Origin of the sequence: Blautia sp. An81, assembly GCF_002161285.1 — a bacterium.
Classification (GTDB): Bacteria; Bacillota; Clostridia; order Lachnospirales; family Lachnospiraceae; genus Blautia; species Blautia ornithocaccae.
In genome coordinates this window covers 1-21,420 of record NZ_NFHH01000038.1, presented here as the reverse complement: position 1 = coordinate 21,420, position 21,420 = coordinate 1, and the positions used below count along the sequence as shown (strand labels likewise).

At 42.7% G+C, this 21,420-nt stretch carries 19 protein-coding genes and 1 pseudogene; 1 reads left to right on the top strand and 19 read right to left on the bottom strand.

Annotated features, from left to right (window positions below; translation table 11 throughout):
- Positions 1–3 precede the first annotated feature (3 nt).
- The 18 genes and pseudogenes from B5G33_RS19465 to B5G33_RS19380 all read right to left on the bottom strand — a co-directional run bounded on the left by B5G33_RS19465 (position 4) and on the right by B5G33_RS19380 (position 20,820).
- Complete coding sequence (locus tag B5G33_RS19465) at positions 4–1,380, bottom strand: tetratricopeptide repeat protein (RefSeq protein ID WP_087418816.1); 1,377 nt, start codon at positions 1,378–1,380, stop codon at positions 4–6.
- 375 nt (positions 1,381–1,755) lie between these two features.
- A complete protein-coding gene (locus B5G33_RS19460) occupies positions 1,756–2,376 on the bottom strand; it encodes a hypothetical protein (protein ID WP_140403189.1) in 621 nt (206 codons plus the stop codon).
- Positions 2,377–2,550: 174 nt separating this feature from the next.
- Positions 2,551–3,960 (bottom strand): LCP family protein, encoded by a 1,410-nt coding sequence (locus tag B5G33_RS19455; RefSeq protein WP_087418815.1) that lies wholly within the window; start codon positions 3,958–3,960, stop codon positions 2,551–2,553.
- Positions 3,961–4,043: 83 nt separating this feature from the next.
- Positions 4,044–4,982, bottom strand: a complete 939-nt coding sequence (locus tag B5G33_RS19450) for a hypothetical protein (protein WP_087418814.1) — start codon at positions 4,980–4,982, stop codon at positions 4,044–4,046.
- A gap of 309 nt (positions 4,983–5,291) precedes the next feature.
- Complete coding sequence (locus tag B5G33_RS19445) at positions 5,292–6,080, bottom strand: hypothetical protein (protein ID WP_087418813.1); 789 nt, start codon at positions 6,078–6,080, stop codon at positions 5,292–5,294.
- A 297-nt stretch (positions 6,081–6,377) separates the two neighbouring features.
- A complete protein-coding gene (locus tag B5G33_RS19440; RefSeq protein WP_087418812.1) occupies positions 6,378–6,905 on the bottom strand; it encodes a hypothetical protein in 528 nt (175 codons plus the stop codon).
- Complete coding sequence (locus tag B5G33_RS19435) at positions 6,877–7,149, bottom strand: hypothetical protein (protein ID WP_087418811.1); 273 nt, start codon at positions 7,147–7,149, stop codon at positions 6,877–6,879. Before B5G33_RS19435 ends, B5G33_RS19440 begins: the two co-directional genes overlap by 29 nt.
- A gap of 4 nt (positions 7,150–7,153) precedes the next feature.
- A complete protein-coding gene (locus B5G33_RS19430) occupies positions 7,154–8,044 on the bottom strand; it encodes a hypothetical protein (RefSeq protein WP_087418810.1) in 891 nt (296 codons plus the stop codon).
- A gap of 141 nt (positions 8,045–8,185) precedes the next feature.
- Positions 8,186–9,352 carry a non-hydrolyzing UDP-N-acetylglucosamine 2-epimerase gene (gene wecB, locus B5G33_RS19425; protein WP_087418809.1) on the bottom strand — a complete coding sequence of 389 codons (1,167 nt, stop codon included), beginning with the start codon at positions 9,350–9,352 and terminating at the stop codon, positions 8,186–8,188.
- Between the two features lie 95 nt (positions 9,353–9,447).
- The gene (locus tag B5G33_RS19420; RefSeq protein ID WP_087418808.1) at positions 9,448–10,653 is read right to left on the bottom strand and encodes a capsular polysaccharide biosynthesis protein CapF; all 1,206 of its coding nucleotides are present in this window, start codon (positions 10,651–10,653) and stop codon (positions 9,448–9,450) included.
- Between the two features lie 93 nt (positions 10,654–10,746).
- Positions 10,747–11,805, bottom strand: a complete 1,059-nt coding sequence (locus B5G33_RS19415; protein ID WP_158229658.1) for a nucleotidyltransferase domain-containing protein — start codon at positions 11,803–11,805, stop codon at positions 10,747–10,749.
- Positions 11,806–11,951: 146 nt separating this feature from the next.
- Complete coding sequence (locus B5G33_RS19410; RefSeq protein ID WP_242974777.1) at positions 11,952–13,865, bottom strand: AAA family ATPase; 1,914 nt, start codon at positions 13,863–13,865, stop codon at positions 11,952–11,954.
- Positions 13,795–15,519 (bottom strand): AAA family ATPase, encoded by a 1,725-nt coding sequence (locus B5G33_RS19405; protein WP_191386438.1) that lies wholly within the window; start codon positions 15,517–15,519, stop codon positions 13,795–13,797. Before B5G33_RS19405 ends, B5G33_RS19410 begins: the two co-directional genes overlap by 71 nt.
- 107 nt (positions 15,520–15,626) lie before the next feature.
- Entirely contained in the window at positions 15,627–16,115 is a 489-nt protein-coding gene (locus B5G33_RS19400; protein WP_087418806.1) for a hypothetical protein, read from the bottom strand.
- Positions 16,116–16,195: 80 nt separating this feature from the next.
- Entirely contained in the window at positions 16,196–17,734 is a 1,539-nt protein-coding gene (tnpC, locus tag B5G33_RS19395; RefSeq protein WP_442856625.1) for an IS66 family transposase, read from the bottom strand.
- Positions 17,735–18,134: 400 nt separating this feature from the next.
- Positions 18,135–18,296, bottom strand: a pseudogene (tnpB, locus tag B5G33_RS19390) (IS66 family insertion sequence element accessory protein TnpB); the annotation flags it as partial.
- A 183-nt stretch (positions 18,297–18,479) separates the two neighbouring features.
- A complete protein-coding gene (locus B5G33_RS19385; RefSeq protein ID WP_087418804.1) occupies positions 18,480–19,217 on the bottom strand; it encodes an ATP-binding protein in 738 nt (245 codons plus the stop codon).
- Positions 19,207–20,820: a Mu transposase domain-containing protein gene (locus B5G33_RS19380; RefSeq protein ID WP_087275069.1), complete on the bottom strand. Its 1,614-nt coding sequence runs from the start codon at positions 20,818–20,820 to the stop codon at positions 19,207–19,209. The genes B5G33_RS19385 and B5G33_RS19380 overlap by 11 nt, the downstream gene beginning before the upstream one ends.
- 153 nt (positions 20,821–20,973) lie before the next feature.
- Here B5G33_RS19380 and tnpB (B5G33_RS22815) point away from each other — a divergent pair, with 153 nt between their 5' ends.
- Complete coding sequence (gene tnpB / locus B5G33_RS22815) at positions 20,974–21,153, top strand: IS66 family insertion sequence element accessory protein TnpB (protein WP_087418803.1); 180 nt, start codon at positions 20,974–20,976, stop codon at positions 21,151–21,153.
- Positions 21,154–21,239: 86 nt separating this feature from the next.
- Here tnpB (B5G33_RS22815) and B5G33_RS19370 read toward each other — a convergent pair.
- A partial coding sequence (locus B5G33_RS19370; RefSeq protein ID WP_143276561.1) for a transposase domain-containing protein occupies positions 21,240–21,420 on the bottom strand: 181 nt, incomplete at its 5' end.

Below are 21,420 nucleotides of genomic sequence, written 5' to 3'. Positions count from 1 at the left end.
CAGCTATTCTTCTCCTGCTCTCTGTCTCCATTTATCTGCTTCTTCTATCTTGCCAAGCTTTCTGTAAGATCTAGATAGGTACTGATATATCTTTTTTTCATTGATCTGTTCCTTGGTTATGCTCTGATATGTGTCTGCTTCATTATTATAAAAATCCTTAAAATAACGATTATTCTCCAAGCTTCGTATAAGTTTTATAGCCTTATTACTATATTTTATTGCTTTTTCAGGGTCTTCTCTGCAAAAACAGTAAATATAACTGATCATACTGCTGGATTTATAATAATAATTTATCTCCAACGGATCCAAATATTGCTCCTGTTTCTTTAAATTCAACTGCTGCAGTGTTTTTTTAAAGTATTCTACAGATTCTTCATATTGATCCAGTTTAAAGTTAATCATACCCAGCTTATAAAAATTACGAAAACGCTCTTTATGGTCATTGGCCCGCAAATACATTTTTTCTGCATATTTCAGCCTTGAGTCATAGACTTCATAACGTTTTCCCAGCCAATAGTAAATGTGATATGCATATCGATAGGGTTCTACCGTTTCTAATGCCTGTTCAAATGCTTTGATTGCTTCGTGACTATACTGAGGCAGATTTTCATATATAAGCCCTAATAAAACACTTGCATTGCTGAAATCGGTCTCTGAATTAATAAGCTTTCTGCACTCATTTACCAGCTCCTCCACAGCATATGGAATTCCTATCCTGTTATATATACCTGCCGAATTGGCCTTTGATGCGCAATATATCCTCGCGTAATTATAATACCTATTATTTTCCTGAGTATTATTACATATCTCCCGCAATTCAGATTCTACATTAGAAAAGACGTCCAACGCTCTTGTATGTCTGTCGCAATACACCCTGAAATACTGCATATCAGCCAAATATTTCATTAAATGATATTTCACATAAATATACCCAATCTTATTAAAAGTTTTCAAGTCCAGAGGAATACCTTTTTCCTCCAAAACGCCCGCAAGTTCCTTTAGTATAAGACGCAGTATTTCTTCTTGGATGTTATTTTCCAGTTCAGAAAAATGTTTTGAATATTCATTCCCCAAAACAAAATCCCAGCTCTTTCTCAGAAAAACTGTATTGTTCGAAAAAATCCCCATAGAATCGCTGATATCTAATCCTACATATAACTCTGCATCACATTCGTCCTGAGGCTCTCTGGCATATTCAATCTCTCTGACACTATCTTCATCATCTATTTCCCCGCTCTTTATATTTTCTGCATATTCAGGAGCATAATAAATATACTCCCCTACGAAAATGCCGCATAGACGAAAAAACTCCGCAAAAAATAGAAATTCAATCCTATTCTCAATATTATGAATAATTTTTATGGATTTAAAATTCTTCATTGCATACGTCCTTTCGTCTCAATATAAAGCAGCTCTCAAAAGTCGATACTTTGCCTCTGATCACTCAATTATAAGCAAATAAAAAGTACTATTTTTTTGCATCTCTTAATTTATATTATTATGGGAATAAATTTATGTTCTTTCAATTGGAGAAATGTTAAAAAAGACAGGTCTGTCGCTGGTATACCAACTTCTTCGTCGCCTGTCTCCTGTAAATACTATACTATGCTTTTTCTTAGGCCAAAAACTGACGATTCAATTATAAAACATCACAATATTTTTTTCAACGCTTTTAACAAAAAAACAATGTAAAAAACATCATTTTATTATAATATCACAAAAAACATATATCCAATATTTTCATTTTTATACAGATTATGCTTCATTCCCTCTCTGTTCTTCTGCTGTAAAGCAGCTCTGGTATTTCTCAATAAACCAAATCAAAGAATAGGCAGATTTCTTTATCCGGAACCTATAGTATCGGCGCATTAGAAGGATTACAGAAAGAATCCAGACCACAACAATACCCGCTATAATCCCACATTGAAGTTTCTGTGGCAAAAAAAGGATTTCCGGTATCCCACCTAAAAGAACTGCCGCCGTCAAATTTTTATACATCGTTTCAGAAGAAGCATAATTGTGCAGTCGTTTATATTTTTCATCTGACTGAACAGTTCCATAGATCATTGGAAGATAGTTTAAAAGGTCGGTATTTTGAATCAAATCTCCATTTTCCACAAGCTTACTTTTTTTTATAGCTTCTTTCAGCATAGATCCATCAATATTTGCAGTTTTTTTTACTGAATTCACATATCTGTCTTTCAATCCTCGTTTATCGGCAAAGTCTGAAATCACTCTTGCAAGTTCTGACAAAATTAAGCCGCTCAGAAAACTCCACAGCAAAAAGAGCACCGTAAGCTGAGATTTAAAATCCTTAAGATCTGTCAGCCCATCACTGCCCAGCTCCTGAATAAGCCGAACTAACAATAGAGACATAAAAACAGATCCCGGAATCAAGTATCCAAAAAAATCATATAGGGTTATTTTTTCAATTATTGAATTCATATTACCGTTTTCTCATATGCGTTTATAATAACACACTGCTTTCTTTTTTATTCCAATTTTATTTTACTGTCTGCTACGGAAAATGTGAAGACCCTAAATTATCTTTTATTTCATAACTTCCTCTATCTTCGCCTTAATATTCTCTACAGAGTCCTCATTGGGCCACATTACATACAAGGGCTGGCTCCCTGAGGAATAACAGGCCTGGGTATCTCCCGCCCCTATGGCAGCTGTAGATTCTATAGTCCACTGGCTTCCCTCCGCCAGCTGTCGGCTGATCAAAGCCGTCATCTGTTCCCGGCTCATGTTGGTCTCTACGCTGCTGCCCAGGGTGTCTATAAGACTTCCCATACTTTGCAGAATAGCAGGGCTCAGGGCTTTCTGGATCAAAGCAGTCAAAAGGATCTCCTGGTTCCTGCCTCTCTGATTATCGCCTGAGGTAAAGCTGTATCTTTCTCTGGCAAATGCCAGAGCCATATCTCCGTCCAGATGATTTACTCCCTGATTAAAGTGATACTCAGAGGTTGAAAATTCATAAGGGGAATCCACATCTACGCCTCCCAGGGCGTCTACGATGGCCACAACAGATGTAAAATTCACCTTCACATAGTAGGTGATGTCTATGCCGTAAAGTTTTTCCAGAGTCTCCATAGACTTGTCCACTCCGTAAATCCCCGCGTGAGTCAGCTTGTCTCTCTGTTCTCCTGATACACCGGGAATAGTCACGTAATAATCTCTTGGGGTAGAAGTAAGAAGAATCTTATGTTCCTGAGGATTTACAGAGGCAATGATGTTCACATCACTTCTGCTGGTAGTGGAAATAGGTCCGTCCACATCAATCCCGCTTATGTAAAGATTAAAAGATTCCTGAGTATCCTCAGGCTCCTGGGAATCTGCTTCCACCGGGACCTCCACCCCGTATCTGTAGATTTCCTTTACCTGGTCCGCATATCCATCTATGTATTCTTCCAGGATTCCGGAAAAGGCATTATTATAAACTGCCGCCTCCACTCTGCCGGATAACAGAGCCTGGGCCTCCTGCTGGATATTATCATATTCCTGGATCTTTACAGCCCTTCCAAGATTTGTCTCAATATCCTGGATCATCTTTTCCGTATTTTCTGTATCAGAACCAGTCTGTATCCCGAACCGATAATTGGCAATATCCTGAAGCTGTTCGGCCTTGTCTTCGGCTTTTACTACCACTACCATATCGTAAGTCTGGTAGTCAATGCCGGCAATCCTGTCCATAAATCTGACCGCATACAGCACACCTGCTATTGCCAGGACGGAAAAGGCGATGATCGGTATACTCAACACGATCCCCAGTATGAAAATCCTGCTCTTCCGAAACTGCAGGAACATATTAAAGACTGCCATCGCTGCAAGAATGATCAGCAGAATAAAGAAGTAAGTTTCAGGAACAAATCCGCTTATTTTCAGCAGCAATAAAAGTACTGCCGAAAGCAGGATCTGTATAGATACAATAATCTTACCTGCCAGATGTAATTTCATGATATTTTCTCCTTTGCAAATAACTGGTATAGCGATCCTAAGCTGCAGGCAGCAAGGTCGGATGGCTTTCCATAAGCTTTCCTTTAAGCAAATGCAATTTGCTGTATAAGAATCTCCGCATACAACCAATTTTCATCACAAAAATCTGTCGCATCAGTTGCCAGCACAATCTCAGACAGTTCTTCTTTGATTTTTACAGGGCAATCACTGAGATCAAATATATATTCCCTGTTTCTAACCTGTTGATTCTTTATCACATATTTTTTCTCATCATCCGGCTCTGTATGTCCTGCTTTCTTTAATTCCAATGTTATCTGACTAATATTTCTGTCTAAAAATTCTAAAGAAACCTTCATTCTCTGCTTTGACACAATGCTGACCGGAGGCGAAAATAGACAGCAAATCCCTCCATAATCAGGAATTTCCGGTCTGATCCTCGTAGGCTCAAATTTTATGCATATTTTAAGTCCATCTTTCTTTGGTACAACAGCATATACTGTTTTCTCTTTGCCTATATTTGTAAAAAATATGGGGGGATCTTTCATTACATCTATATTTTCTTCCAATTCCATTACAGGCTTTTTTACTACTATATTCTTGTCGCTTTGCTCCTGTAAATAAGTTAGACCCTCTAATTTGCATCTTACTAAAGAATTGAACAGCTTTTGATTTTTTTCAATTTCCTGATCTAAAGATTCCTTCCATAAAACAAGTTCCTCTTTAGAATGAGCTATTCCTATCAGTTTCAATGCTTCTCGGATATCTTCCAGCCCAAAACTTCTCTTTCTCAGCCATGTATTACACAATATCTCACATACAGAATAAATACTATCATCCAAATAGCTACCAGCCAGTTTTCTGGAAACCTTTTCTATCAGATTATATAATTCTATATCTGTAGAAGATAACTGGCCGCTCTTTTTCTTATCTGAAAGCAAACTCCATATCTTTCCAGCTCCAAGCTTTGCTCCATCATACATGGCCGGATACAAAAAACAACTGCAGAAAAACTCTGAAAACATCACATTCTCTCCTGTACTGCTTTTTCAAATACTAACTGGTAATTACACATCAGTAATATATTTAGGCAATCTTTCCTAAATATATTTTCACCATAGATTCCTTCCTTAATAACTGCTATAAAAGATTCGGCATTATCCTTTTATTTACAGCCCTATTTTTTCAGCGACTCTATGTTGCTTTATGAGGTGGTTTTCAACAGGGAATTCTCACACTCTTTTATTTTTCTGGATAATTTCCAAAGTCTGGAATTCAGGTAAACAAAAGAAGGTCCCTAGAACATTCATTAAATTTCTGCCCACACTACATACTCATGAGTTGCCACTATTGTGGTTACGTGATCGAATATAATCAATTACAAAAGTTACAGTCGCAATTAAATCTGCCCCCACATTATATATAAAATAGTGAAGATAATTTTCTTCCAAGAATTCCGGATTCTTTATGCTTAATAACGTAATAATAATTTTATAAATAAAATAAGCACCTAATATTGCTATAATAATTCCTGTAACTATATTTCCTGGAAATAAGCTAGTCATATAAGAAAACCACTTTTTCTTTTCCACATTAATTAAGTTAATATCCTCATAGTTAAATGGAAGCTTCTCAGATTTTTCCTGATATGCATACAATAATTCTTTACACTTAGCTGCAAATATATCCTTTTCTTTTGATAATACTGATTTCTTATGGTGTAATAATGCTTGTAACAAAGATAAATTTTTATGATAATACTCATCTGTCTGCTTATTTTCATATAGAAGCCTGTCCAATATTGGGCTTAAAGTATATAACGCTTCTGTATATTGAAAACATTTCATTTTATCGCTATTGCTCAATAGCGTTAAAATTGCTTCATAATCCTGGGAAGAGACGGAAAAAGGAAACGGATTTTTAGACGTAAAATGAATTGTATACGCTAAATCCACTAAAATCCCTAAATACCCCACAATCGCCCAAAGCTCTCCCCGAATTCCAAATATAATCATAATGGCAACATATATCACTAAACTAATCAGAACAGTACATTTTATATACAGTCTTTTTATAATAATATTTTTAAAATCCATATCCGTATGATTAAATCTTGAGTCCATACCTTCCCCCTTCTCTTGTAATTATTCTATCCTCTTAAGTAAGCGCCAAATATTCCTTCAGATTTCCTAAGCTCCAAGTTTCACCTATAATGGCAGTCACGGCATCGGCTGTCGGCAGTGAAATATAGAGCGTAGAAGCACAGACTAGCTCTGAGCTTTTACAAGATAGCCCTGCCTTTCTAATTCTCGTATATAGTGTATAGTAAAATACTCCAGCTTGCAAAGGGCTGGAGCATTTTATGTCTAATCGCATTATTATTTTACAGCTATCTTTCTAGAACCGGAAGTACATTATTACTACTCTACCAAAGTTCCCATCTTAAAAGATTCTATGGCAAGTTCCAGTACCTGAGGATTGCACTCTCTATATTTCAGATAATAAAGCAGAAGGTCAATATATTCATCCAGCTTCTGCTTGTTTTCTTTTGCTACAAATCTCTTTTCGCCGCAGAGCAGACATTCATTAAGGAGAAGAAAAACCGCAAATCTTTCATTAACAAAGATATCTTTCTCCTCATCTGTGTCATGAATAAACTGCAGAGGTTTCCTCTTTACAATCCATGCAGCAGTATAGGCAAATATCTTTTCTGTTCTCACATATTGAATATCATGAAACTCTTTCAACCGAAAAATGTCTGCATAATAATCCAGCAGAACGTTCAGCATAATTCTTTCATTGCAGACCACGTGTTTCTCATATCCTGCTTCTTTGATATACAGGTTCGCAGAATCCAGCATCTCATCCAATCTTTCACGGAATTTCTCCGGTCCGACTTTTTCTAATATATATCTGTAATCACGCTCTGTTTCTCTGTAACTTCCCACTGTTCATCACCTCTGAAACTTTCAAGTCATCTGTCTGGCTTCCGTGATGCATAGTTGCGTATGCCATATCAGACTTCATATTTCTGCGTGTCTGTGCAAAATATGCTGCCTGCGTCTCCTTGTCGAAAGAAAAAGAAGAATTAGGCAGGGTATCCTTTTTCTTCTCTCCCCGCAGTATCTCATCGATCAATCTATTTCTTCTTTCTGCAGTGTTTTTATTTGTGTGAACCCTTCCTGCTAACATACGCTTAACCCTTTCTTAGAATAATGTTATTTGAATATGTTCCAATATCTATTTTATCCAATGTATCATTTTCTATATACTCTTTTTCCCTTATCTGTGCCTGAGTCTTTTGGGAAATATTTTTCCAGTCAATATATTTATCTCCCTCATAATACTGGCTACAATTGTCCCATCCGTCTGCATCCATCTGAAAACAGGTAGAGATCAGCTCATCCACAGAGCCCAGCAGCTGGGAAAGGGTAGTTGTGTAACGAACCAAGAATTTATTATCTTCCCGGTACGGATACTTGACCTTATGGTCAAATTCTCCATATACCTCTTCTGCCAGAGTCCTGACTTGAATCTCGCAGTAATAATCCTGGAACTTTACGATATAATGTTGTGATCGGTATCCTTTATTGGTGTGCTCTACATATATTTTATCCTGAAAAATATTTCTGTCCCCGTATCTTGTATAAGCTACTGGTGTTTCTGCAATATAATGAACAGGATCTTCTTTTTCTGATGATGCAAAACACTCCGTTATCCCATTATAAATTCCAAGCCATTCTTCCTTAGCAAGTACCAAAATTCTTACCCCGATCAGGTCTCTGATAATTTCCCGGTAGTTGGCAATTGTTATTCCCTCGTACTTCTTATTCTGTTCTTTTCCCCTCTTCCGTATAATTTTCTCAATCAAATGCTCTGGATCCTTAGTCCGACAGCGAATAAAGTGGAAAGAAGCATTAAAATTCTTTCGGATATAATTCTCCAAATTTTTTGCACATGCCTCTATTTCACTTCTGCGAGAAATATAATCATCACAGATGTCCTCTAAGACAGACCATTCCAGATCGGAATCTTCAAATTCCTTTTCTACCTTAAATTTCCTGAAAAAAGCGTCTTTTTCCAACATATCCTAACTTCATCTCTTCTCTGAAAAGATTTGTAATTAAAATTATAGTATAGTATTCACGAAATCACAATACCAATTAGACTATCCTGTCCAAAAATATTTTCATTCTAGCAATGTCATCTATAACTTCGCCACTATTCCTTAATACTTTCTCCAAGTCATCCGATTCACAATGCCCACATAGGACTGTATGATCTTCACAACCTTCGCACTTACATTGGTATCCACATAATCGGGCACAGGTATTCCATTATGTCCGTTTTTCACCATCTCCACAGCCACGTCTACAGCCTGAAGGACTTCCTTCTCGGTGATTCCTGCCAGTACGAAGCAGCCTTTATCCAAAGCTTCCGGTCTTTCGGTACTGGTGCGGACACAGATGGCCGGGAATGGTTTTCCTACGGATGTAAAGAAGGAGCTTTCTTCCGGCAGTGTACCGGAATCGGAGATTACGGCAAATGCATTCATCTGAAGGTTGTTGTAATCATGGAAACCTAAAGGCTTATGCTGGATTACCAATGGATGCAGTTTGAAGCCTCTCTGCTCTATGAACTTCTTGCTTCTTGGATGGCAGCTGTACAGAATCGGCATCTGATATTTTTCTGCCAGAGCATTAATGGCATTAAAGAGTTCATAGAAAGATTTCTCGGAGTCGATGTTTTCTTCTCTGTGGGCAGAAAGGAGCATATATTTCTTCTCCTCCAGTCCCAACTCTTCCAAGATCTTACTGGCCTGGATTTTTTCCAGGTTGGCTGCAAGGACCTCTGCCATAGGGCTGCCTGTCACATAAGTCTGCTTTGCAGGCATTCCCTCAGAGAGAAGGTATCTTCGGGCATGTTCACTGTAGCACATATTCACGTCTGCAGTAACGTCTACGATGTGGCGGTTAATCTCCTCAGGGAGCATCAGGTCACCGCAGCGGTTTCCTGCTTCCATATGGAAGACAGGGATGTGAAGACGTTTGGCTGGAATAGCTGCCAGGCAGCTGTTAGTATCTCCCAGCACCAGAACAGCGTCTGGATTCAGCTCTACCATAAGATCATAGGATTTGGCGATAATGTTTCCTACAGTATGTCCCAGGTTTTCGCCTACGGCGGAGAGGTAGTAATCTGGCTGGCGAAGGCCCAGGCCTTCAATGAAAAAGTCGTAAAGTTCTTTGTCATAATTCTGTCCGGTATGACAGAAGTACTGGTCAAAGTACACATCACAGAGCTTGATCACCTCAGAGAGACGGATGATCTCCGGTCTTGTTCCTACGATAGTCAAAAGCTTTAATTTACCTTTATTCTTTTCATGTATCTCGTGCATATTCCAATTTCCTTGCCCTTTCTTATCTGTTCTCACACGATTTCCTTCCAGAAACCTTGTCAGGAATTCTCCCGTTTTCTCTAGACCCAGAATTTTTACTTCTCTTCCACTGGTTCAAAGAAAGTATCCGGCCTCTGGGGATCAAAGGTCTCATTAGCCCACATAAGGGTAACCAGATTTTCTGTATCGGAAAGATTAATAATATTGTGGGTATATCCGGGGATCATGTCCACTACAGTAATCTCATCTCCGCTGACTTCATAGTTTACCACGGGATAAGGCTTTCCATTTTCATCTGCTCCCAGCTTCCGCAGCTGGATCAGTCCGTGGCCGGAAACGACTACGAACTTTTCGTTTTTGGTATGATGCCAATGCTGACCTTTGGTAATGCCTGGTTTGCTGATATTTACAGAAACCTGTCCCCGGTCTGCTGTTCGCAGAATCTCCGTAAAGCTTCCCCTGTCGTCCTTGTTCATCTTCAGGGGATAGGAAAATCCGTCTGTAGGCAGATAGGACAGATAGGTACTGTAAAGGATCTTAGTAAATCCGTCGCTCATATCCGGTACAGAAAGATTCTCCCTGCTTTCCTTAAATTCATAAAGAAGGTCCACAATCTGTCCCAGAGTGGCCTTGTAGGTAAGGGGACAATAGCAGTAATCTCTCTCGTCTCTGTGCTCCTTCCCGTTTAAAGCCAGTAACATTTCCTCTACCAGGTCGTCAATGTAAAGAAGTTCCAGTTCCGTTTTTCTGTCATTTACCTGGATGGGCAGGTCATTGGCAATATTGTTGCAGAAAGTTGCTACTGCAGAATTATAGTTTGGACGGCACCACTTACCAAAAAGGTTCGGGAAACGGTATATCAGAACCTTCACTCCGTTTTCCTGGCTGTATTTCCTGAACAGCTCTTCTCCTGCCAGTTTGCTCTTTCCGTACTCACTTCCTGCAAAGCGGCCTTCCAGGCTGGCCTGGATGCTGCTGCTGAGCATTACCGGAGCTTTATTTCCATACTTTTTCAGGGTATCCAGAAGAGTTGAGGCAAAACCGAAATTCCCTTTCATAAACTCTTCCTGGTTTTTAGGACGGTTCACTCCTGCCAGGTTAAAGACAAAGTCTGCATCCTTGCAGTAGTCCTCCAGCTCTTCCGGTTTGGAATCAATATCATAAGTGTATAAAACCAAGTCCTCTGGGTTCTCCAGTCCCTGGATTTTGTGGACTCTGTCCTTCCCATCTCTGATGGCTTCCAGAGATGCTACCAGGTTCTTTCCTACAAAGCCTTTTGCTCCGGTAATTAAGATCTTCATAATCTCCTTGTACTCCTTTTCTTAGTTTCCTGTATTTTTTCCCGCTGATTTGGGGATTACAGCTCCTGCTCATAAACTTTCCATAATCTATCCTCACAAATATAGACCCATTCTCTTAAAAAATTCTCTTTGCTGCTGAACAATTTCTTTTTCTTCTGTCTTTATTTTAGATGCCCGCTCAAACTGAAGATGAATATTTTGTCTTCTTTTTGTCCAGACATTTTTAAACCGCACTGCCCATGCAGCCGGAAGTAACAGAGGACTTCGCAACCACGAAAATACGGTTTGCATAGATCGATATGAGGGAAAGATTGTATGTATCAGAAATCCTGTTCCCGAACGGTACAGGACTTTCGTGTTTTTGACCATATTTTCTTCTTTCCCAAATATACCGCCATTGACAATATATGTTTCCAGTTCTAAATCCTTCTGATTATAGGCTTCATCTTCGAACCACACTTTTGATAAGTGTCTGATATTCTCTTCGAATTTTTTTATGCCAAGAGTCTCTAACTCGTTTTTTATATACTCGTGGTCTATCTGGGGTTGATTGGACAGAATATAAATATCAAGTACCATGCGAATTCCGATACCGCCTCTGATAAAATGCTCGATCAGATGATAAAGCGTATAAATATAATGGTCTTCTAATGACATTTGATATATATATTCTTTTTCGGGAGTTGCTCTCTTCCAGCTGTCCTGAAAATAGCGATATGCCTTACTTTCCGCCGGCACCAAAGACCTATGCATTTCTACAGTCAAACCATTCTTCCTATAGTGATCATGCTTTGCAGCTTCTCCTTCATACTCAAAGCCTAAGTTCTTCATTACTTCCTTTAATTCTAAGGTCTGCTCCTTTTTATATAAGAAATCCAAATCTCCCATAGTCCTTAACTCAGTGGCAGGATAATATTCTTTAGTCCTTATTCCCTTCAACGGCATACAAAAGATTCTATTTTTCTCAAATTCATCCAGCAAATCACTGATTTCCTCTTTCTGCCTGGCGTCTGCATACACATAGCCGACTAACTGCTGAAGAAATTTTTCTCGAATATCACCCGCTGAAAATATATCAAAATACTGGAGAAAAGGCAACAGCCCCTGCTTTTTAGCATATTCAATGATATCCAGTTTTTCTTCTGTCGTCATAGCCCTGAATTGCTCTGGCAGCGTATCTTTTTTTAAAGCATATTTTACTAAATTGATAAGAGTTTTCTGTACCTGTGTCACTTTTTTCCCTCATATTATTTAAATCTGTTCATGATTTCTGCAAACGCTCTGCTATTTTCATCGACTTACGCCATCGCCGCCATGCATTCTTTTTCATAAAAGGCGATTCCGTACCTGATGATCTTTTTCATGCTCCGGCGTTTCAACCCTTGTGCATATTTCTTTTCCTCAATCTGCTCAAGCGCCTCCCTGCACGCTTTCTCCAGATTTCCGTCCTCCGCATATTTCAGTTCGATCACAATGCCAACCTTGTCCGGCGTCTGGATAGAAATATCGCTGTATCCTTCTCCGGTCTCCGCATTAGACTGGACGATCCAGTTTCCCTGGCTGCGCAAAAGTCCCAGCAGCATACCATGGTAAAAATTCTCTTTCATGTTCCTGCGCACAGACGTATCCCGCACGCTGATGGAATCCCACAGGTAACCGCCAAGCATCTCCTGGATCGTATCCGTATCGCCAGCCGGAAACGCCGCACAGAACTGCCTGATCCTTCCAGAGTCTGCCTGGGTCGTTTCTTCAAACCAGTTCTTTACCAGGTCAATAAACAACTCCCGAACTTCCCGGTTCGGTAACGCCAGCTCCATTCTCTTTCCCGGCACCCTTCTGCGGCAGGTCAGGTACCCGGTGGAATAAAGGACGCTCCAGATATTATCAATAGAATCCTCCACCTCCCGGTAGGTCAGTTCCTGACGGATGGTCTTCGTGATGGTTTCGCCATTGATCAGATGCTCGATGTCACTTTTAGTGCTTTGATTTGCTTTTTTTAACAAGCGGCGGATCAGGTCGTTCCCGCTGGTATTCGCCCAGTAATTTTCCGGTTCGGCATTTGGATCCGCCAGCAACTCATCACAGTAATTGAGCACATCCCAGGGGCAATACACATCCGTGTCCCCAAAACGATATCCATCATACCAGTCCCTGATCGCAGCCTTATAAGAGGACAATCCATAGCATTCCAGCAGCCCGTCCACATCCGAATCAGTAAAACCAAAATACTCATCATACCGGACATCCGAAATCGTGTGTACTTTCGGATTGTTCAGACCGGTGAAGATACTTTCCTTTGAAATTCGCAAACACCCGGTAAGAACAGCAAAGTACAAGCTGTCGTTGGTCTTCAGCGCGTTATCAAAGAGACTGCGGATAAGGTTTACCATCTCATCATAGTACCCTCTCTGGAACGCCTTATCAAGCGGAACATCATATTCGTCAATCAGCAGGATAACTTTCTGACCATAATGCTGCATCAACAACCGGGAAAGTATGTTCAAGCTGTCAATCAGCACAGCATCTGACATAGCGTAACTGGCGTCACTCCGTCTGTCTACATCGATAAGACGTTCATATGCCGTTTTATCTTTTTCATCCAAAGACGGGCTTTCAAGCAAAACACGAAAGCGTTTGGATTCATTGCCAATTACTGTCCGCAGCGCATCTGATGCGGCTTTGTAAGTCAGTCCTCCCACACTTTTCAGGCTGATGGAAATCACAGGGAATTTCCCCATGTATTCTTCACACAGATCCTCTTCCTGCATAATCTTTAAACCGTCAAACAGTTCCGGGGTGCCCCCTATCTCAAAGAAACATTTCAGCATGCTCATGTTAAGGGACTTGCCAAACCGTCGCGGCCTGGTAAACAGGTTTACCTCTCCCCAGTTTTGTAGCAGTTCTTTAATGAACAGCGTTTTATCTGCATAATAAAAATCATTCGTCCTGATTTTTTCAAATCCATCGATTCCAATGGGAAGCTTCTTTCTCACCTTTTTCACACTCCTTTCTCTCTGCCAACTTCTGTCACCGTGTAAAAATCCGACAGCCGCAGGACCTTCCGGTCCGGCTATTCCAAGATGGTCATGGCTTACCAGAAAGTCCACATCTCCCATAATACAGTCCATGGGAATCTGCGTCTTATTCAGTGCTTTCCATACAAGAATGTACCGTCGCAACCATACATGCTTTCCCGTAAAAGGCGATTCCATATTTAATGATCTTCTTCATGCCTCTCCGTTTCAGCCCCTCTGCATATTTCTTTTCCTCGATCTGTTTTAATGCTTCCTTACAGGCCGCCTCCAGATTCCCGTCATCTGCGTACTTTATCTCGATCACGACCCCAAGCCGCTCTGGCGTCTGGATAGAAATATCGCTGTAGCCTTCCCCGGTCTCCGCATTGGACTTGACGATCCAGTTTCCCTGGCTGCGCAAAAGTCCCAGCAGCATACCATGGTAAAAATTCTCTTTCATGTTCCTGCGCACAGCCGTATCCCGCACGCTGATGGAATCCCACAGGTAGTCGCTGAGCATTTCCTGGATCATGGACACATTTTCCGATAGGAACGCTGCACAGAAGCGATTGATCCTTTCCGAATCCGTCCGTGAAACTTCCTGAAACCAGTCCTGCACCAGGTCATAAAACAATTTGCGTATTTCGCCGTTGGGAATCCAGAGCCTGAAGATATCCGCCTCTTCCTGTTCCACATGCCTGCCTGTCAGATATCCTGTTGCGTACAAAACACTCCACACATTTTCAAAGCGGTCATCAATATCCCGATAGGTCAGTTCCTGTTTGATCCTCTTTGTAACCGCTTCCCCGTTTAATAATTCTTCCACCTCATCCCGGGCCGTCTGGTCCGCTTTTTCAAGCAGCCGCAAAATCAGATCATTTCCACTGGTATTTGCCCAATAATTCTGAGGCGGAGCCGATGGAGCCGTCAACAGTTCGTCACAATAGTTCATAACGTCCCAGGGACAGTATACCTCTGTATTTCCAAAGCAATACCCATCATACCACTCCCGGATCACCTCTTTATAGGAAGAAAGACCATAGAATTCCAACAGTTCATCCACATCCCCATTGGTAAAGCCAAAGTACTCATCATACCGGAAATCTGAGATCGTATGCGCCTTCAGATTATTGAGACCGGTAAAAATACTCTCTTTGGAAATCCGCAGGCATCCCGTAAGAACTGCAAAGTAAAGGCTGTCGTTAGTCTTCAGGGCATTCCCAAGCAGATTTCGGATGAGGCCCACCATCTCATCATAGTAGCCTCCCTGGAACGCTTTATCTAACGGAACGTCATACTCATCTATGAGCAGGATGACCTTCTGTCCATAGTGCTTGTATAAAAGAAGGGAGAGCGTTTGCAGACTGTCTGTCAGTATAGCATCCGTCATATCATACTTCGTATTACTCTTTATCTCAACATTGACCAATTGATTGTAAGAATTTTTATCATCCTCATCCAATTTAGGGCTTTTGCGCAGGAAACGAAATCTTCCAGCCTCATTCCCAATGACGGTTCTCAATGCTGCCACCGCTGAATCATATTTCGGTCCGTCCACACTTTTCAGGCTGATAGAGATCACCGGAAACTTTCCCATATATTTCTCACACAATTCCTTTTCCTGCGAAATCTTTAAACCGTCGAACAGCACCGGGTCACTCCCTATCTCAAAAAAGCTCTTCAGCATGCTCATGTTCAATGTCTTTCCAAAACGCCTGGGACGAGTAAACAGGTTTACCTCTCCCCAGTTTTCTAACAGCTCTTTAATGAACAGGGTTTTATCTGCATAATAAAAATCATTTGTCCTGATTTTTTCAAATCCATCGATTCCAATGGGAAGTTTCTTTCTCATCTTCCCCACACTCCCTTCCAGCATCCGTGTCATAGAGCAGTTCTGCAACTCCTCCTCAAGTTCTCTCATTGACCGCAGGAATAAATTTATACTCCTCTTCGAAGATTTTATTCCTCCAAACCATATTCCCGGATCAATTCCTGTATCCGCTCCTCTGTTTCTTCCAACTCCTCTGCTATTCTGGAAATACTTTTTCCCCTGGCAAACTTTTTCTTGATCAGTTCACTAAGCTGGGCGTTTCTCCCACGGAGTTCTCCTTCCTTTATTCCTTCCTTTATTCCTTCCTGCACTCCATCTTCCCAGGCATCCTGCCTCTCCATTCGGATATGCTTTTCCTGATCGTATTCGTATATACTCATTTTCTTCACCTCCGCCCGGTTCTTCTCCAGAAACTCTTTCAGGATTCCTTCCCGGATACACTCTGTGACAGCACGTTCCACTGCCTCTGGCAAGGGCAGTTCTCTGGCATATTTCCGCACCCGGTCTACATATTCCGCATAATCTTTCAGATCCCTGCAGGCTTCCATCAGTTCCCGGTTATGATTCCGATTGATGTTCAGCAGCACTGCCGTCAGCTCCAGCTGTGTTTCTTTCATCTTTACCGTAAGCGCTCAATAAAATAATGGCTATCTTTTCACAAGGTATTCAGCTATAGTTGAAGTAAAACACTCCAACTTCAACTTTTTGATTTAATCAGGCATCTCTGCTGTATCATGTCAGACCATGGCATCAGCTCTTCTATACCTTCGGGCTCATTTTTGTAGTCCGGCATATAGAGCAGTACGGTCTCCAGATATGCGTAGATGTTCAGATTGTTGAGTTTTGCATTTTCCACCAAACTGTAAATGATGGAACTGGCCCGGGCGCCATTTACAGTATCATGGAACAGGAAGTTTTTCCGCCCTACCGCATAGGGGCGGGCGATATTTTCTGCGATATTGTTCGATATGGAGCACCGCCCATCCAACAGGTAGTTCTCCATATATGGCTTCTGGTTTTTCGCATAGGTCACCGCTTTGGCCAGACGGCTTCCTCCAGCCGGGTTCACTGTTTCAAGCCATGACCAGTAAGCCTCCCATATGGCAGGCTCCGTCTCAAGACGCTTGGCTTTCCGGGTATTGGCATCCAGATCCGCATACTCCTTTTCCAGTTCGAATAACTGGTTGCAGTAATCGAAACCGATCTCTGCCGGGGTCTTGTCCGGGGATCGCTTCGATTTCCCGGGAAGCGCATCATGCCAGTACCGACTCATATGGGCAAGGCAGCCGCAGCGGATGACATCCTTCAGCTTATTGTAACCGCTGAAGCCATCGCAGGTAAGGTATCCGGAAAACCCTTTCAGGAATTCCTCCGCATGATATCCGCCCCGGCTGGGCTGGTAATCATACAGACGGATCGGCGGCAGCCCGTCATTTCCGGAGCCATACAGCCACATATAGGACTTGGACTGTGCCGTTTTCCCTTCCTCCTTCAGTACCTGGCAGGGTGTTTCATCTGCATGGATGATGTCCCTCTTCAGCAGATGCTGGTGAAGCCGTTCATACACCGGCTCCATATAATCCATGCCGCATTTGATGACCCAGTTGGCCAGTGTCGCTCTGGGGAGTTTTACACCCAGCTGTTTCCAGTCCGCTTCCTGGCGGTATAACGGGATGCTGTTCACATATTTCTGGTACATCACGTAAGCAACCGTGGAAGGAGACGCAAGGCTGTGCTTCAGCAGCGGGCTTGGTGTTTCAGCTCCAACGATAACGGAAGCGCCGTCTTTCTTGCATTCTGGACAGCCAAGGACTTCCTGGACATACTGGATCCGTTCCACTTTTGCAGGGGTAATCCGCAGTTCCTCACGGACAACCTTTTTCCCGATGACTTCCATCGGAGTATTGCAGTAGGGGCAGTTCCTGTCCTCGTCCGGCACTGTACATGGGACTTCGATCACCGGCAGTCCTGCCAGGATCTCTTCCCTGGCAGCCTTCGGTTTCCTTGCCTGGCGGTTATAACCACGGACGGCTTCTTCCAGAGTTGGTTCCGGAACCGATGGATCCGCGGCAGCTTCTGCCTCATTGAACAGATTTATCTGCCCTGGAAATACATCCTTGTTTGATTTTTCACTGGATGACGCAAACAGCTTTTTCTTCAGATATTCGACTGTTTCATTAAGATTTGCAATCGTCTGGTTTAGCTGTGCGGTCTGCTCCTCGTGGCTTTTGGACATCTGTTCAATGGTAAGACGCTGGCTCTCTACAAGCTGCCTTAGGGATTCAATTGTCTCTTTCTGAAGCTGCAGGAGCGCTTCCATTTCTGACTGCGGCATGAAGGGACCACCTTTCTTTTTACTGGTTCCTATTATACCGGAAACTCAGCAAAAAGGCGAATTTCCCGCAGTACTGCCACCGTCATTTTAACGAAAAGAAAATGTGGATAACGGACGGATTTTACAGGTAGTTACCTGGGAAAAAATTTATGGTTTCCACATATAAATGACAATCCAGTGAGAAATAGAGCCTGTTATCCACCGGGGCTTTTAACTGTCCCATTATCATGTGGATAAGTCATCCGCAGTTTTTTTATCAGCCTATAAGAGCAGGAAAAAATTTCTCCCTTTTGCACAAAGATCAAAAATCCTTCTTCCTGGCCGGACGGATCGCCTTAGGCTGATCAATAGACAGCCCTTCCAGTAACCATCGGTATTCCTGGCGGGTAAGGTTTCTTACTTCGGAAGAATCCCTGGGCCATTGAAACCGACCGTTATCCAAACGTTTATAATAGAGGCAGAATCCATCCTTTTCTTATCCGAATATTCGGATAAGAAAAGGATGTGCAAACAGCCACTTTCCGCGGCCAGCAGGGCCGCATTTCCCGGCCAGTCAGGGCCATATTAAGCGGTCGGCTTTAGAGAGCGGCAGGGCAAGAGGGGCTCCGCCCTGCTGATCAGTATTGATCGTTGTTGTCACAGAAGGCTATGCCTTCTCAATCAGTACGGTAAATCCTGTCGTCAGCCTTCGCCGGATTCCGTCAAGCTTACCGTAACACTCCTTCTCGTCACTCAGCTGATTTCCCCACTCATCTGGAGAATACTGACAGCTGAAGAGTGTGGAGGTGCCAAGGTCATCCCGAAGTTTTATGAGATGATACAGAATCTTGATCCCTTCTTCTGAATACCTGCTTATGGCAAAATCATCAATGAACAGCAGCTGGATCCGTGCATAGTATCTGATCCTCTTACGATACTTGTTCAGGTCTTCCTGGCGGTTGAGGACGATCAGTTCGTCCAGCAGGTCACTATAGTCTACGAACTTACAACGGTAATTACGTCTGCATGCTTCCACACAACAGGCAGACAGGAAATAAGACTTGCCGGCACCGGTGACTCCATAGATCCCGACATTCTGCCGGTTCTCAGCGAAATGAAATTTCAGGATCTGATCAACGGTGGCATCATTGTAGATGCGTCCGTTGCCGGTTTTCAGATTCTCGGCCAAAGCACCTTTATTGATCAGGCTGCTGAGCCGCAGATTTGTTTCAAACCTGTTGTTGAGTGTTTCTATGTACTGAGGTTCCAGAACCTCACGGATAAACTGCAAAGCGGTATAGCTGCCGAATTCAGGGCTTTTAGACAGTTCTGCGAAACGCTGGGCGGCTACCGGCAGGGATAGTGTGTCCAACATCTCATAGATATCAGTAGTCTTATTCTTCATTGCCTGCCTCCGTTTCCTGACGCTTCAGCAGGTTCTTAAGGGAATACTTGCTGTCATCATCTTTGTAGGCGCCGGATACGGCTGTTGCAGCATCTTCGTTGGGACTGCTCTGTGGCATTGTACTTTGCAGCGGCTCTTTATGGTAAGTTGAGATTGTGTTACAGATATAGGAATAGTTGCATCTCCCAGCTAAAACGGCGTCTTTACAGCAACGTTCCAGGGCTTCCGGCGAGTACTTCTCCGCATACCGCAGAATACCAAAGCAGCTTCGGAATGACTGCACCGGATAAGCGTATTTCTGAATGACTGCATCGATCAAAGCACGGGTGCTGGATCCGATAGCAGATGCTTTCTGCTGAAAATAAGGCACCGTCCAATAGCCATAGTCTTTGTATTCGGCAGGCATATCCGAGGGGATGATCACCCAGTCTTTCGGTGTGTAGCTCCGCTTATGCGTCCGGATGAAGTCGCCGTGTTTGTTATAGACATAGATTTCTTTTTCCCCTGCCCGGATCTCAAGTTCCTGTCGCAGATATTTCCGGGGCATGCTATAATGAACCTTGTCGAAGGTGAAGGAGAAATCTTGTGCTACTTTAACAGTCTTTCGTTCAAGATATTCAAAACGGCTGGGCGGAAGAGGCAGGAGAGTCTCCTTCTCTTCTGTTGTAAAGAGATCATACCGGGAATAGGTGAGCCCCTCAAAAGGCTTCCGGTTCTCGGCATCCACCTTTTCCATCAGGACACAGTTTAAATCATCCAGGGAATAAAAGACCATGTCTTCCATATCCATGAGGATGTGCATGGTAATGATCTTTACGTGGCCTTCCACAACTGGTTTCCAGCGGGGGGATTTCACTTTGGCAGGGGTTAAAACCGTATTGTTATGTTCTGCCCATGCCTGGAAATCTTTATTCAAGACAGGGCTGATCCAGTCTTTGTTCCGGGCAACTGCTACTTTGCAATTATCCGGGGTGATCGTCGGCGTCACGCCGCCAAAATAGGACAGAGCATTATTGTTGACCCGGATCCAGTTCCGGATATCGCATTCGGTCATTCCCTCAGCGTAAAAATAATCACTGTAGGTGAGGGCAGCGATAAAGATCGTGACCTTTGTGGTCTCATCCGGGTTCCGGCGGTTATGCAGATAGAGCTGCTTCCCCGCATAGTCCAGCTCTAGATTGACACCGGGATAACGCTGGATGTGGAAGGTCAGCTGTTTGGAATCAGCCCATTCGCTGTAACGCCTGCAGTACTGGCGATAGCTCATTGGCTTCTTTCCATCTACGACACCTACGGCATTGTATTTCTGCCACAGATGCTTCAGGGTCTCCCCTTTGCGGGCTAGAGCCTTGTAAACAGCTTCCTTGTTAAAATCCCGATAGAGAAGCTGGTTCGCTGATACACCAGGCTTTTTATAGAGAATACTCTCAATGTATTCATTCGTGACATCTGCCGGTAAAGGGTATGAGAGTTCCGGATTCTCTCTGAAACGCTTCAGGAACTCGTTGACGGTTGTTTTGCTGCAGTCACCGCAGCTTTCGGCGATCTCGCGACCGCTGAGATGGTTCACAAAGTGAAGTCTCAATACTCTTTTGTAGTCCATAATTGAACCTCCAGTTATGATATTTCCCCTTGAACAGGAGATGCTTATATTATAACTGGAAATTTTGGCCGCTTAATGTGTCCTTGGCTGACCGCCATTTAAGTCACAGGCTGGCCGCCAAATATGGCACAGGTGGCCGTTTAGGCTGGCAATCTGCAGGATGGTTTCCTGCTTCTTTACAAGCGATTAAATGTTGGCGGATTCAGTTGGCCACGCACGAAAGAAGAAGCATTGGAAGTTACTCCCGAACAATATCACAGGCTGATGCAGGGATTAGAAATCGTTGCAAAACGTCCAATCGCAGAACTGACAGAGCCTCCAAAAACAATGTAATTGTGCAATTCGTGTAAGTAGGTAATCATCCGTATCTTGACAAAATATGAAAATCCCCCAGTATTTACCGGGGGAAAATTAGTCTCTCATTTTTTCAGTTTGCTGCGGCAGTCAGCCGGCAGGCTGTTGGACCATGGAAGCAGTTCCTGCATAGCTTCCTTTTCCGGGAATGGACTAAGATCTTTCATCTGCTCCATCACATAGGTGAGATAATTGTAGGGTTTCAGCCCGTTCAGCATGGCTGTTTCCGTGATGCTGTATACAGTT

What these genes read in the sequence shown, in the direction of transcription:
- tnpC (WP_442856625.1), bottom strand. Translation starts at nt 17,734, where the DNA reads ATGTCCAAAAGCCACGAGGAGCAGACCGCACAGCTAAACCAGACGATT.
- B5G33_RS19460 (WP_140403189.1), bottom strand. Translation starts at nt 2,376, where the DNA reads ATGTCTCTATTGTTAGTTCGGCTTATTCAGGAGCTGGGCAGTGATGGG.
- B5G33_RS19415 (WP_158229658.1), bottom strand. Translation starts at nt 11,805, where the DNA reads ATGACGACAGAAGAAAAACTGGATATCATTGAATATGCTAAAAAGCAG.
- B5G33_RS19445 (WP_087418813.1), bottom strand. Translation starts at nt 6,080, where the DNA reads ATGGACTCAAGATTTAATCATACGGATATGGATTTTAAAAATATTATT.
- wecB (WP_087418809.1), bottom strand. Translation starts at nt 9,352, where the DNA reads ATGCACGAGATACATGAAAAGAATAAAGGTAAATTAAAGCTTTTGACT.
- B5G33_RS19465 (WP_087418816.1), bottom strand. Translation starts at nt 1,380, where the DNA reads ATGAAGAATTTTAAATCCATAAAAATTATTCATAATATTGAGAATAGG.
- B5G33_RS19380 (WP_087275069.1), bottom strand. Translation starts at nt 20,820, where the DNA reads ATGGACTACAAAAGAGTATTGAGACTTCACTTTGTGAACCATCTCAGC.
- B5G33_RS19385 (WP_087418804.1), bottom strand. Translation starts at nt 19,217, where the DNA reads ATGAAGAATAAGACTACTGATATCTATGAGATGTTGGACACACTATCC.
- B5G33_RS19405 (WP_191386438.1), bottom strand. Translation starts at nt 15,519, where the DNA reads ATGAGAAAGAAACTTCCCATTGGAATCGATGGATTTGAAAAAATCAGG.
- B5G33_RS19435 (WP_087418811.1), bottom strand. Translation starts at nt 7,149, where the DNA reads ATGTTAGCAGGAAGGGTTCACACAAATAAAAACACTGCAGAAAGAAGA.
- B5G33_RS19455 (WP_087418815.1), bottom strand. Translation starts at nt 3,960, where the DNA reads ATGAAATTACATCTGGCAGGTAAGATTATTGTATCTATACAGATCCTG.
- B5G33_RS19430 (WP_087418810.1), bottom strand. Translation starts at nt 8,044, where the DNA reads ATGTTGGAAAAAGACGCTTTTTTCAGGAAATTTAAGGTAGAAAAGGAA.
- B5G33_RS19410 (WP_242974777.1), bottom strand. Translation starts at nt 13,865, where the DNA reads ATGGAATCGCCTTTTACGGGAAAGCATGTATGGTTGCGACGGTACATT.
- B5G33_RS19450 (WP_087418814.1), bottom strand. Translation starts at nt 4,982, where the DNA reads ATGTTTTCAGAGTTTTTCTGCAGTTGTTTTTTGTATCCGGCCATGTAT.
- B5G33_RS19420 (WP_087418808.1), bottom strand. Translation starts at nt 10,653, where the DNA reads ATGAAGATCTTAATTACCGGAGCAAAAGGCTTTGTAGGAAAGAACCTG.
- B5G33_RS19400 (WP_087418806.1), bottom strand. Translation starts at nt 16,115, where the DNA reads ATGAAAGAAACACAGCTGGAGCTGACGGCAGTGCTGCTGAACATCAAT.